Genomic DNA, 13,544 nt, shown 5'->3' on the forward strand with positions numbered 1-13,544 from the left:
ATTTGAACATCTTCTGGAGGAACATAAAATGCTAAAAAAAATGTTTTTTTTCACACTTCTATGTATTGTATTAATCATTTCTGCTTGTTCTAAAAAACAGAATAATGTAGGAAGCTATCAAAATGAGGTGAATAGTCAAACTAATCTCATTTATGATGGTGCTAAGTTAGTTAAATTTGATATGTCCGCAAAATCAGCTATAGAACCTTGGGATACACGTAGTAATCAATTTCAATATACATTTGCAGATTCGGATGAATACATAACATCAGGGAATTCAGGAACAAATGATTTTGAAATTCTAGAAAAGTCGGATAATGATTATAAGAGTGTCTATCATTTAAAAGATGATGAAGAGGCTCTTTTTCCTTTGGCCAAAATAGGCGATGAGTATCTAATAATGGTTGTTACATATTCCAATCATACAAGTGAACTTGTTGATTTATTGGAGATAGATAGGTATGGAAAAATTAAAAAAATGAATTTAAAATTAAGCAATAAAGCGAAAAATGTTTTTTCAGGCATTTCATCATCAAGTGGGGATGTTTATGTACTTGTGAATGAGAATGATATGGCAAACCTTTATAAAACTAACCAAATGCTATCTGAATTTGATTTAATTGCAACGGATGTAGGTGAGAGTGATCTTAGCTTTTATAAAGACGAGATTGTTTATATTAAAAAGGATGACTTGTATAGTGGTGCAAAACGAATAAAAAAATTAGATGAAGGAACTGTATCAGCAAAAGTTATTGCAGATAAATATATTTTGCAAGTTATGGCCAACGGGTCATTTACAGTAGAGGACATAGTAACAAATCGTACTTTGCTTCAGCATAACGATTTCTTAGGCTATCAAGAAGATAATAAAAAAATAAATTTTTTTTACAATCGACAATATTTATGAACTAGGTGGAGGAACACGAAAATGATAAAATTAATAGATGTTAAAAAAAAGTTTCGTGCTGCCGGATTAGAAAATGTATCATTTGAGTTGCCACATCATGGCTTGTGTATTTTATATGGCAAAAGTGGCAGTGGAAAAACAACAATATTGAATTTGTTAGCTTCATTAGATAAACCAGATGATGGTGAAGTGATAATGGATGATTACACTGTTACTTATATGATGCAAACTGACATGCTTTTTCATAATTTAACCGTAAAAGAAAATTTACTGATTAAGTTAAATGCAACAACAGTGCCTGAGGGGCACTTTGAATGTGAAATGTTAAACTTATGCGTGTTATTAGGTATTGAAAGCCTTTTAGATGAGCGGATTTCGGTGATATCAGGCGGAGAAAAACAACGAGTGGCATTTGCACGAACGCTGCTTGGGGACTTCCAGTTGCTACTTTTAGACGAACCAACTTCCGAGCTTGATGCGCATAACAAGATGGTCATTATGAAATATCTTAAATCATTATCTCAAGAAAAATTAGTTATTATTGCTAGCCATGATAATGAAATTAAATGCTTCGCAGATCAAGTAATCATCATGAAGGATGGGCAGGTAAATGAATAGAAAATTAGTTGTGCGTTTGTTTAGAAAGAAAACTTATCAATCCCTACAATTATCACGAATTATTTTCATCTTTTCTATTTTGATTGTGAATTGTATATTATTATATTTAGTCAATCAATACTTTCAGATTAATCAAGATTATTTGAATAACAACAATGTGAAAGTGATTGAAATTTTGAGTAAGACGCAAGAAAACATGAATAGAGAAGTCGAAAGTGATGATATAGAAAGAATAAATGAAAATTTAAAAGAGGAGGATTTGAAAGAAAAAGGGATGGCCTACCCGGTTTATAGTCTGAAAATAGGAATAGAAGTTCCTTATGATAAGCAGACTGTTTTTGTAACAGGCATAGATAAAAGAATAGATTTTTTAATTGGTGATCACATAGATTTGAAAAATGGAACCATGGCTGTTGAAAAATTGGAAAGTTCAACACTCCCTCTAAAAGTACCAGTGATTGAAGAAAAAAATGGTGGCGTAAGTTCTGATGAGTCTCGAACCATAAATTACAAAGTCCTTCAAGGCGTAAAGCCTGACAATGCGCTGTTCATTAATTCCACGCCCTTCCATCGTTCATATGTCAACTTGAATGAATTTGATAAATTATTAAACGTGATATACGCAAAAAGCGAGAATGATTTAGCTTATGATAAAGAACAAAATTTGGAGAAAATTATTGTTTATGTAAATGAGGCGACGGATGTTGATCAAATGGGAGCTGTTTTGAAAAAGTGGGGGTATGACACTAGTTACGCATTTAGTCATTTTGCTAACTTTACAGCTAATTTAAGAACAGGAGAGATATTAGTAGTTGGTTTAGGAAGTATCATTTTGCTAGCTTCTATTATTAGTATCATTTTTCTAACCTTTCATTTTTTAAATGCGAATAAAAAAGAAATAGCCATCTTGAAGTTAAACAACTATCAAAATAACGACATTTCATATATTTATATAAACATTATTGGTCGTAATTATGGATTAGGTTTACTAATAAGTTCTATCATTTTTATAACATTAGCCCTATTGCCGCTTTTTGAAGTTCCTTACTATATTGTACCAAGCATTATCGTAGCGGATATATTGTTATATGGATTGATTTTGATGATTGTCTATTTTTTGAAGATTAACAAATTGGTTAAAACAAACTTGCTTACACTTATGAAGAAGGATAGAGAATTTGATTAAAAGGGGAGTCTTGCCAAAAATATAAAAATCAGCTACAATGAAGCTAACTTCAAATTGAGATGTGATAAAAGGAGTAGTACTCTATTTTCTTTTGATTAGAGAGTCAGCGGTTGGTGCAAGCTGAACAAAAGAACGGACGAACTTGCCTTTACAAATAATCGCACGTTCTCCGCGTTAAGGATGTTAAAGTTGAGTGAATGTCACTAATTTGGGTGGTACCGCGGAAGCAGCGTCTTTCGTCCCATAGCAGTTTATGCTATCGGGGCGGAAGGCTTTTTATTTTGTGCATCTTAAAAAACAGGTAAAGAGAGGGAGAAAATATGAGTTTTAATCATAAAGTAGTTGAACCAAAATGGCAAAAGTATTGGGATGAGAAAAAAACATTCCGTACAACGGAAGATGCTGAAAAAGAAAATTTTTATGCACTCGATATGTTTCCATATCCGTCAGGCGCAGGACTTCATGTTGGTCATCCAGAGGGATATACTGCGACCGATATTTTATCCCGTATGAAACGGGCACAGGGGTATAACGTGCTTCATCCGATGGGGTGGGATGCTTTTGGGTTACCGGCAGAGCAGTATGCGATTGACACAGGGAATGACCCTGCTCTATTTACGGCACATAATATTGAAAATTTCACACGTCAAATTAAATCACTTGGTTTTTCTTATGATTGGGATCGTGAAATTAATACAACGGATCCAGATTATTATAAGTGGACACAATGGATTTTTGAAAAATTATATGAAAAAGGGCTTGCTTATGAAGCGGAAGTGGCTGTTAACTGGTGTCCGGCGCTTGGAACTGTTCTCGCTAATGAAGAAGTGATTGACGGGAAAAGCGAGCGCGGGGGCTATCCTGTTTTTCGGAAACCAATGCGTCAATGGATGCTTAAAATTACCGCCTATGCAGATCGTTTGTTAGATGATTTGGAATTAGTAGATTGGCCTGAAAATATTAAAGATATGCAACGAAATTGGATTGGGAAATCAGTTGGGGCCGAAGTTAAATTTGATATTTTAGATACAGATTTCTCTTTTGGAGTGTTTACTACCCGCCCTGATACGCTATTTGGTTCGACTTATGCGGTTTTAGCACCTGAACACGATTTAGTTGATCAAATTACGACAGCTGAACAAAAGGATGCTGTTCTTGCGTATCAGAAAAAAGTGGAATTAAAAAGTGAACTAGAACGTACGGATTTAGCCAAAGAAAAAACGGGTGTGTTCACAGGGGCTTACGCCATTAATCCTGTTAATGGTCTTAAAATGCCGATTTGGATTGCGGATTACGTTTTAATTCAATATGGTACGGGTGCTGTTATGGCTGTACCGGGGCATGATGAGCGTGATCATGAATTTGCGAAAAGATTTGATTTACCGATTGTGGAAGTTGTAAAAGGTGGTCAAGTTTCCGAGGCTGCATACAGCGGTGACGGGGAGCATGTTAATTCTGACTTTTTGAATGGTTTAAATCAAGCGGATGCGATTACTAAAATGTGCGACTGGCTTGAAAATGAGGGAGCAGGTAGCCGTAAAACGACCTATCGTTTGCGTGATTGGCTTTTTAGTCGTCAACGTTATTGGGGCGAACCGATTCCGGTTATTCACTGGGAGGACGGGGAAACAACACTTGTCCCTGAAAATGAGTTGCCGCTTTTACTTCCAAAAGCTACTGAAATCAAGCCATCTGGAACAGGCGAATCTCCACTTGCTAATTTGACAGATTGGGTTAATGTGGTCGATGAATCCGGTCGGAAAGGACGCCGAGAAACGAATACGATGCCGCAGTGGGCGGGCTCTAGCTGGTATTTCTTACGTTATATTGATCCTAAAAATGCGGATAAAATTGCCGATCCTGAAAAATTAAAAGCTTGGTTACCTGTGGATGTGTATATTGGTGGTGCGGAACATGCCGTTCTTCACTTGCTTTATGCACGTTTCTGGCATAAATTCTTATATGATATTGGGGTTGTTCCAACAAAAGAGCCTTTCCAAAAGCTGTTTAACCAAGGAATGATTTTAGGCGGGAATAATGAAAAAATGTCGAAATCTCGCGGAAATGTGGTTAATCCTGATGAAGTAGTCGAGAAATACGGTGCGGACACACTTCGTCTTTATGAAATGTTTATGGGGCCTCTAGAAGCTTCTATTGCTTGGAGTGAAAACGGACTTGAGGGTGCGCGTAAGTTCCTTGATCGGGTGTATCGACTTTTTGTTGCAGAAGATGGCGATTTGCAAAGTAAAATAACAACAGAAAATGATGGGAAACTTGAAAAAGCGTACCATCAAATGGTCAAAAATATAACAAACGATTACGAAAATCTACGTTTTAATACTGGAATTTCGGCATTAATGATTTTTGTAAATGAAGCCTATAAAGCTGATGCAGTACCAAAAGAATATGCGGAAGGTTTTGTTAAGCTACTTGCGCCAATTGCACCACATCTTGGGGAAGAATTATGGTCTATTCTCGGACATACGGAATCGATTGCCTACGAATCATGGCCTACATTTGATGAAACTAAATTAGTAGAAGATGAAGTAGAAATTGTTATCCAAGTGAATGGGAAAGTGAAGGCAAAGGCCATTGTTGCAAAAACTATGCCAAAAGAAGAATTAGAGGAGTTCGCTAAGCAAAATGAGCGTATCCAAGCAGAATTAGTAGGAAAAACAATTCGTAAAGTGATTGCGGTTCCTGGAAAACTTGTTAATATTGTAGCGAATTAAAAAGAGGGGCTACCCCCTCTTTTTTTAATTGTATAATCCGGCCTCACGAATTTGTGTTTGTTCTTTTATCTATTTAGTTTGTTTATGAGTTGATTGCCTCTTTTAGTTAAATAATAAGTACTTGCTTCATTTGTTGAAAATGATTCCAAAACGAATTTATAATGAACAAATGTGGTTAAAATACTTTTTATTGCCTCATAGGGATAGAGGTTTAATACACGAGGTATCTTTGAATTAGAAATAGTGATTTTACTTCCTTTGTCTAAATACATCAACAGTTGATATGCGCATTGCTTGTTTGTTTCATTCATCTACAATAACCTTCTTTCGATAAGCGTTTTGACTGTAAGGCCGGTTCAAGTGCTTTACTATGAAAGGTTATTAAATTGACTATAGCATGATAAAATTGTCGAAAAAAACCGAGTAAGCTCTTTTTTAAAAAGGAAAGAGCGTTTTTTATAGGAAAGCTATAAACTTTTTGTTTACATTTTCTAAGACGCGTAGGATGGGTGAAGGGGCAGAAAACATTGCAACTTTGCCTTATAACTAGAATTGTTAGTAAAGTGGATGACGAGTGCAAGAGAAAAGGAAGATATATTGACTATCTCCCTTGATTTATGGTATATTTACTAATAGTGTTAAATCACACACGTATCGGGACAAATGAGAGGGTGCTTGATTTTTCAAGTCTGTCAGTTGGTTGATCGATTACGGAGGGCGACTTGTCGCAAAAATAAAACCATAGGAGGGAATAACATGCCTGTTATTTCAATGAAACAATTGCTAGAAGCTGGTGTACATTTCGGACACCAAACACGCCGTTGGAACCCAAAAATGAAGAAATATATCTTCACGGAGCGTAACGGAATTTACATTATCGATTTACAAAAAACGGTTAAAAAAGTAGACGAAGCTTTCAACTTCATGCGTGAAGTAGCTGCTGACGGAGGTACAATCCTTTTTGTTGGGACTAAAAAACAAGCGCAAGATTCTGTTAAAGAAGAAGCGGAACGTTCTGGTCAATACTTTGTTAACCATCGTTGGTTAGGTGGAACACTTACGAACTTTGAAACTATTCAAAAACGTATCAAACACCTTAAGAAAATCGAAAAAATGGAAGAAGATGGCACTTTCGAAGTTTTACCTAAGAAAGAAGTTGTCCTTCTTAAAAAAGAAAAAGAAAAATTAGAGCGCTTCTTAGGCGGTATTAAAGATATGAAAGGTCTTCCTGATGCAATGTTCATCGTTGACCCTCGTAAAGAGCGTATCGCAGTAGCTGAAGCTCGTAAATTAAATATTCCTATCATTGGTATTGTAGATACAAACTGTGATCCTGATGAAATTGATTATGTAATCCCTGCAAACGATGATGCTATTCGTGCGGTTAAACTATTAACAGCTAGAATGGCTGATGCAATCATCGAAGTTAACCAAGGCGAAGAAAACGTTGAAGCTCCTGCAGAAGAAGTACAATCTACTGAGGAAGTAGCAGCGGAAGAATCCACTGAAGCTTAATTTTTGATGAAGCAACCTGAGGTGATAAGAGATTTTACTTATCACCTTTTTTAAAAGCTAATTATTGGAGGGAAATAAAATGGCAAACATTACAGCACAAATGGTAAAAGAATTACGTGAAAAAACTGGCGCAGGTATGATGGATTGTAAAAAAGCGTTAGTAGAAACTGATGGCGATATGGATAAAGCAATCGACTATCTTCGTGAAAAAGGTATTGCAAAAGCTGCGAAGAAAGGTGATCGTATTGCTTCTGAAGGTATGACACATGTTGTAAGTAACGGCAAACACGCTGTTGTTTTAGAAGTTAATGCTGAAACTGACTTTGTTGCTAAAAACGACAACTTTATCCAATTAGTAGATAAGTTAGCGAATCATTTATTAGCTGTTAAACCTGATAATTTAGATGAAGCTTTAAAAACTGAAATTGAAAGCGGCGTAACGGTTCAAGATTATATTACTGAACAAATTACAAAAATCGGTGAGAAAATTTCTCTTCGCCGTTTTGAAATTAAAGAAAAAGCGGATGACCATGCATTTGGTGAATACATCCACATGGGCGGACGTATCGGCGTTTTAACTTTACTTGAAGGTACAGATAAAGAAGAAGTAGCAAAAGATGTTGCGATGCACATTGCGGCTATTAATCCGAAGTATATTTCTCGTGATGATGTTGATGCAGCTGAAATCGCGCACGAAAAAGAAATTTTAACACAACAAGCTTTAAACGAAGGAAAACCTGAAAAAATCGTTGAAAAAATGGTAGAAGGCCGCTTAACTAAATGGTTGAGTGAAATTTCCTTATTAGATCAACCTTTTGTTAAAAACCCTGACATTACAGTTGGCGAATACGTGAAACAAAACGGTGCAACAGTAGCATCATTCGTACGCTTTGAAGTCGGCGAAGGCTTAGAGAAAAAAGAAGATAACTTTGTAGAAGAAGTTATGAATCAAGTGAAAAAAGATTAATTATAAATGATTTGAAAAAACCCGTTATTCATAGAGAGTAGCGGGTTTTTATATAGATTTTATAAGGCTTTTTCATTTTAAAATTCTATATGGCATTCTATTTTTTAGAAAATTACGCTTACATTTGTTATTTAGGACTAAAAAGGGACATTTCAGGATGTTTTTCGTTTACATATTTATTTTTATACTATAGTTATTTTGTCTGTTAAAAAAGAGAGCAGTGAAGATGCGCTAAGTCAAAATCAGGTCAGTCTGTGGCGAAATTGTGGGACAAAAACAAAAATGGATGAATAGGTTTTTATTTTGAAAGGGGCTATGATAATGCAGGAAGAAATATACTACGAAGCAGAGGTGAGAGAATAGATGTATAAAAAGTGGTTGAATTTTACTAAGTATCATCCCTATTGGACTGTTATTATCTCGGTTATTATCGGTAGCTTTATAGGAATTAGCATAGAATTTATAATAAATGGAGATTTTATTGGATCAGGTCTGTATACGACTATAATATTAACTATGCTTCTCCTTCTTAGTACTAGGTGGCAGGTAAGGAAAAAGGGGAAATAACAAAAGAAAGAAAATGGTTTAGTGTATAAAATAAAGAAATCAACGGCCATTATGACAATAATCATGCTAACCTATGCTATCTGTAATATTTCTATAGGTTTTAACAATCACATTCTTGTCGTGGTTTTATTTTCATTTTTATGATAGCATTAAGAAAATAGAACTTAAGGGAGATTGCTTATGGAAAAAATGCAGAAATTTATCAACATCTTGTTTCTAAGTTGTTTATTGATGCCAATAACACTTTTCATTTTTCCACCTACATTTGCCATTACAGACGGTGCTAATGGCGCTAGCTATTTATATGAATTTGGGGGGGCTCGTGGACTGGCTAACAGTGAGTAGCGATGTCGGGAATAAAAGTGGTTTTATTGAAGTTTTCTTTAATGGGAATACGGGTGTTACCATTCACTGGTTCTCCGTACTTTACAACTTCTTTATGATTTTTGTATTAGTGTACATGGTTGTTTTTATTCTGTCAGTGTGCTTAAATCGTTCTAGAAAGTATTATAACTAATCTTTTTATGTATATGTCCAACAAATAAAAGTGAATAGAAATTGAAATATTCGAGTATGAATATCATGGAGTCGTTTTAGTATAATTTAGTTGCGAAATTTAGATGAATACATATAATCCATAATATTTTTTTGCCACTTAATTATACTGAATATTAAAATTATTGAAATCGTGAATTCTGAAGTATATTCGATTTTCTTGAAAATTATGCTTACATAGGTTATTTAGGACTAAAACCGGACATTTCAGGGAGTTTTTCGTTTTTAGGATTTTATTTGTGATAAAATTAACTTGTATCACAAATAAATGGGAGGAGATAAATTATGCGTAACAAAATGATTGGCCTTTTTTTCGGGACTATCCTCGTGTTGATTTTATTGCTATATATAGCATATGTGTATTTAAATCAACAATTTATATGGGTTGCAGGAATATTATTTGTAGGTGGTACAATATTTAATTGGTTTTATATCGTAGATGTTTGACAACAAAGAAGTAGGAGGAGGTTTAGTATGAAAAAATATATTAGCTTTTTGATAATTACAACACTTGTATTTTTGACATTAACACCGTTTTCCGCTAAAGCCGAGGAAGATGAAATCTATGATGGAGAAAGTTTGAAATTAATTCAAAGGGATAATAGAATTATATTGGAAGACAAAAGTACTGGAGAGATTGTTACTTTAGAAATGGATGATGAGTCGAATGGTTCACTTACATTAGAGAATGGGGAAATTGAAGATATACATATAGATAATGAGGGGAATGTGTACGCTGATGGGGAATTGGAAATAGAGGCAGATGTTGAGCAGGATGATAATGCCACACCTACATTGCTCCGTGCTAGTAAATGGATATATGTTCAAACCTATAAATATAATACTACAACTCAAGGGAACCTTAGAAGTATTGCTTTAGGCATCTGTTCATTTATGCCAATTGTAGGACCTATTTATGGCATTGTAGGCATAATTGATGCTGCTAGATCAATGGGGGCAAAAACACTTTATGTGAGAGTTAAGCAATATAGAACTAGTGGATATCAATTTTATAAATATGATTCGTACTACTATACGGATTCTAAACTAACTAAGCTTATCAAGAAGACCTCAAAAACTAAGCAGATGTGGTAGTTTCATATATATTAAATAACTTACAACAAATGTAAAACGAATAAATTTAGAAATAGAATTAAATAAAATGCAATTCTAAAAAAGCAAAAATCTAGTCAAATTCATTTTTTGAAATGATATCACTAGATTTTTGCTTATTTTTATTTAATCCCATCCTATTTGATTAGAAATTTTAACAAAACAAATAGGCTTTTTTCAAAAATATTTACCTTGGTAATGTTTCTTTTTGATAATTAAGTTGCCAGTGAACCCCGTATTTATCTGTTAAGTTCGCGTAAGTGGCACCCCAAAAAGTTTCTTGAAGCTCCATGTGGACGCTTTTGGCTTCGCTGAGTAATTTGTCGTAGGAACGTTTTAAAGAAGCCTCATCCTGAAACATAAAGGCAATGGTAACTGTGTCGCCAGAAGCTGTGGCCATGCCTTCAGGAGCATCAGAAAAGAGTAGGAAATCAACTCCGTCTTTTGCTAGCCATCCGTGAATTAAACGTTTAGCCGCTAAATCGTTTCCAGAAAAATCTTCCATATCACCGTAACGCTGAACGCCGCTGTTATCCGCTTCAAATACATCTTTATAGTACTCTAAGACGTCATTTGCCGTGCCATCAAAAATTAAATAAGGTACAGTCCAAACCATCATCATTCCTCCTTTTAATTGCTTATCGTATTATAGCATGTTTTTGGAAAATTAGGAGAATAAAACGCTTTTTCTTTGTTTAAAAAGGGGATGCAAACATTTTTTTGATTTTTATATAAAAATGCTTTTGTAATGACAGGTTTTCTAGTAAAATAGATACTGGTGGATAAAGAATGTTGATTATCACGAAAAAGAATGAATAGCGGAGGTTTTTATGGATACCCCAGAATATAAACGTGTAGTATTAAAGTTAAGTGGTGAAGCATTAGCGGGAACAGATGGATTTGGCATTAAACCAAATGTTGTGAACGCAATCTCAAAACAAGTGAAAGAAGTAGTAGAGTTAGGCGTTGAAGTAGCCATTGTTGTTGGTGGCGGAAATATTTGGCGCGGTAAGCTAGGAAGCGAGATGGGCATGGACCGCGCGGCAGCGGATTATATGGGTATGCTTGCGACTGTCATGAACTCTCTTTCTTTACAAGATTCTTTGGAAAATGTAGGTGTGGCAACGCGCGTTCAAACTTCAATTGATATGCGTCAAATCGCTGAACCATACATACGACGTAAAGCCATTCGTCATCTCGAAAAAGGACGAGTAGTCATCTTTGCAGGTGGTACAGGGAATCCTTATTTCTCAACTGACACAACAGCAGCCTTACGTGCAGCTGAAATTGAAGCGGATGTCATTTTAATGGCGAAAAATAATGTGGATGGCGTTTATAGTGCCGATCCTAAAATCGATGAAACCGCTAAAAAATATGATGAACTTTCTTATTTGGATGTAATTAAAGAAGGACTCCAAGTTATGGATTCGACAGCTTCATCATTAAGCATGGATAATGATATTCCGCTTATCGTATTCTCGTTTGCGGAAGATGAAAATAATATTAAACGAGTCATCCTCGGTGAAAAAATCGGGACAACTGTTAGGGGGAAAAACTAAATGAGTAAAGAAGTCTTGCAAAATTCAAAAGAAAAAATGGACAAAGCAGAACAAGCTTTAGTGCGTACTTTAGGTCAAATCCGCGCTGGTCGCGCGAATGCTTCTATTTTAGATCGTGTTCAAGTGGAATACTACGGGGCGCCGACGCCACTTAACCAAATGGCAAGCATCTCCATTCCAGAAGCACGTATGCTTTTAATTACACCTTTTGATAAAAATGTGATTGGTGATATCGAAAAAGCAATTTTAAAATCTGATTTAGGCTTAACGCCAAATAATGATGGTTCCGTGTTGCGTTTAACGATTCCACAATTAACAGAAGAACGCCGTCGTGAATTAGCAAAAGAAGTGAAAAAAGAAGCTGAAGAAGCTAAAATAGCAGTGCGTAACGTTCGTCGTGATGCGAATGATGAACTTAAGAAAATTGAAAAAGCTGGCGATATTACAGAAGATGATTTGCATAGCTATACAGAAGATGTACAAAAATTAACAGATACAAGTATTAAAAATATTGATGAAATTGCGAAAAACAAAGAAGCTGAAATTCTAGAAGTGTAAGCTAGTCAGTTTAAAGCATTCCTTTTCTTCTAACCTGAGAAGGGAGGAATGCTTTTTCTTATTCTGTATGATGAATAGTCTTCTCATGAAAATCTCATGTTCCACATCAAAATTTTAGTACATTAATAGCGGGATTTTTGATATTATAAGTATAGATATGCGCATAAAAATGGCATCTCTATTGGAGGATTAAGAATGTTTAAGAAGCTATTTGGACAAAATGAAAATTATATAGATAGCGAACTTTCGGCAGAAGTGCCACTTCCTAAGCATGTTGCCATTATTATGGACGGTAATGGAAGGTGGGCGAAACGGCGTTTTTTGCCGCGGATTGCTGGGCATAAAGAAGGTATGAATGTCGTTAAAAAAATCACGAAGTATGCGAGCAGTCTAGGAATTGAAGTGCTCACATTATATGCTTTTTCTACAGAAAACTGGAAAAGACCAACAGATGAAGTTGATTTTTTAATGAAACTACCTGTCGAATTTTTTGAAACTTTTGTGCCTGAACTTGTGGAAGAAAATGTTCGTGTAAATATCATGGGCTACCGAGAAAATTTGCCGGCCCATACTCTTAAATCGGTTGAAGATGCTATTGAAGCAACGAAACACTGTACGGGTCTAGTATTGAACTTTGCACTAAATTATGGTGGGCGTGCAGAAATTTTATCCGCAACAAAAGCGGCTATCCTTGAATTAAAAGAAGAGGGACGAGACCCAGAAGACATTACAGAAGCGGATATTGATAATCATTTGATGAGTCAGGGGTTAGGGGATCCGGATTTATTAATTAGGACGAGCGGTGAGCTTCGGCTGAGTAATTTTATGCTCTGGCAATTAGCCTATAGTGAATTTTATTTTACTGAGGTGCACTGGCCAGACTTTAAAGAAGAAGATTTCCTTCAAGCGATGATTGATTATCAAAATCGGTCACGTAGGTACGGAGGTTTGTAGGGAGGACAAGTTACGTGAAGACAAGAATAATTACAGCAATTGTTGCACTCATTGTTTTTATTCCTTTTGTAGTCATAGGGGGAATTCCATTTGAATTAATGAGCTTACTTCTTGCGACAATTGCTGTATATGAGATTTTAGTGATGGTGAAACAATCCTGTTTTTTCGATTAGTGGGATAGTGACCATTCTACTTACTTGGCTTGTGACGATGCCAGATCGCTATTTAACTATTTTTCATGAAATTGGACTATCCAAAATGGAACTTATTTTATTAGAATCGCCATTTTATTAGCTTATACTGTTATTTTCAA

Annotated in this window: 12 protein-coding genes, 1 pseudogene and 1 other annotated feature; of the genes and pseudogenes, 12 read left to right on the forward strand and 1 reads right to left on the reverse strand. The window is 35.3% G+C overall.

The window, feature by feature from the left end:
- Nucleotides 1-28 precede the first annotated feature (28 nt).
- From LFLEISCH_RS07990 to LFLEISCH_RS08035, 8 genes are all read left to right on the forward strand, one after another.
- The gene (locus tag LFLEISCH_RS07990; RefSeq protein WP_007475266.1) at nt 29-907 is read left to right on the forward strand and encodes a hypothetical protein; all 879 of its coding nucleotides are present in this window, start codon (nt 29-31) and stop codon (nt 905-907) included.
- Between the two features lie 21 nt (nt 908-928).
- Nucleotides 929-1,525: an ATP-binding cassette domain-containing protein gene (locus LFLEISCH_RS07995; protein ID WP_007475268.1), complete on the forward strand. Its 597-nt coding sequence runs from the start codon at nt 929-931 to the stop codon at nt 1,523-1,525.
- A complete protein-coding gene (locus tag LFLEISCH_RS08000; protein ID WP_007475284.1) occupies nt 1,518-2,711 on the forward strand; it encodes a hypothetical protein in 1,194 nt (397 codons plus the stop codon). The genes LFLEISCH_RS07995 and LFLEISCH_RS08000 overlap by 8 nt, the downstream gene beginning before the upstream one ends.
- A gap of 55 nt (nt 2,712-2,766) precedes the next feature.
- Nucleotides 2,767-2,958: a binding site (T-box leader), on the forward strand.
- A 73-nt stretch (nt 2,959-3,031) separates the two neighbouring features.
- On the forward strand, nt 3,032-5,443 hold the full coding sequence (gene leuS, locus LFLEISCH_RS08005; protein ID WP_007475286.1) for a leucine--tRNA ligase: 2,412 nt from the start codon (nt 3,032-3,034) through the stop codon (nt 5,441-5,443).
- A 756-nt stretch (nt 5,444-6,199) separates the two neighbouring features.
- Nucleotides 6,200-6,958 (forward strand): 30S ribosomal protein S2, encoded by a 759-nt coding sequence (gene rpsB / locus LFLEISCH_RS08015; RefSeq protein ID WP_007475290.1) that lies wholly within the window; start codon nt 6,200-6,202, stop codon nt 6,956-6,958.
- Between the two features lie 79 nt (nt 6,959-7,037).
- Nucleotides 7,038-7,925 carry a translation elongation factor Ts gene (gene tsf / locus LFLEISCH_RS08020; RefSeq protein WP_007475293.1) on the forward strand — a complete coding sequence of 296 codons (888 nt, stop codon included), beginning with the start codon at nt 7,038-7,040 and terminating at the stop codon, nt 7,923-7,925.
- A gap of 889 nt (nt 7,926-8,814) precedes the next feature.
- The gene (locus LFLEISCH_RS15260) at nt 8,815-9,009 is read left to right on the forward strand and encodes a hypothetical protein (protein ID WP_007475297.1); all 195 of its coding nucleotides are present in this window, start codon (nt 8,815-8,817) and stop codon (nt 9,007-9,009) included.
- Between the two features lie 512 nt (nt 9,010-9,521).
- Nucleotides 9,522-10,142 (forward strand): hypothetical protein, encoded by a 621-nt coding sequence (locus tag LFLEISCH_RS08035; protein ID WP_007475300.1) that lies wholly within the window; start codon nt 9,522-9,524, stop codon nt 10,140-10,142.
- Nucleotides 10,143-10,347: 205 nt separating this feature from the next.
- Here the strand turns inward: LFLEISCH_RS08035 and LFLEISCH_RS08040 are convergent, their stop codons facing one another.
- The gene (locus LFLEISCH_RS08040) at nt 10,348-10,776 is read right to left on the reverse strand and encodes a VOC family protein (RefSeq protein WP_007475302.1); all 429 of its coding nucleotides are present in this window, start codon (nt 10,774-10,776) and stop codon (nt 10,348-10,350) included.
- A gap of 214 nt (nt 10,777-10,990) precedes the next feature.
- On the opposite strand from LFLEISCH_RS08040, the gene pyrH reads away from it, so the two are divergent.
- The 4 genes and pseudogenes from pyrH to LFLEISCH_RS16375 form a co-directional block, all read left to right on the forward strand.
- Complete coding sequence (gene pyrH / locus LFLEISCH_RS08045) at nt 10,991-11,719, forward strand: UMP kinase (RefSeq protein WP_007475304.1); 729 nt, start codon at nt 10,991-10,993, stop codon at nt 11,717-11,719.
- Nucleotides 11,720-12,277 carry a ribosome recycling factor gene (gene frr / locus LFLEISCH_RS08050; RefSeq protein ID WP_007475306.1) on the forward strand — a complete coding sequence of 186 codons (558 nt, stop codon included), beginning with the start codon at nt 11,720-11,722 and terminating at the stop codon, nt 12,275-12,277.
- A 195-nt stretch (nt 12,278-12,472) separates the two neighbouring features.
- Nucleotides 12,473-13,231 (forward strand): isoprenyl transferase, encoded by a 759-nt coding sequence (locus tag LFLEISCH_RS08055; protein WP_007475308.1) that lies wholly within the window; start codon nt 12,473-12,475, stop codon nt 13,229-13,231.
- 14 nt (nt 13,232-13,245) lie between these two features.
- Nucleotides 13,246-13,544 (forward strand): annotated as a pseudogene (locus LFLEISCH_RS16375) (phosphatidate cytidylyltransferase); the annotation flags it as partial.

This window comes from Listeria fleischmannii subsp. fleischmannii LU2006-1, assembly GCF_000344175.1.
Classification (GTDB): domain Bacteria; phylum Bacillota; class Bacilli; order Lactobacillales; family Listeriaceae; genus Listeria; species Listeria fleischmannii.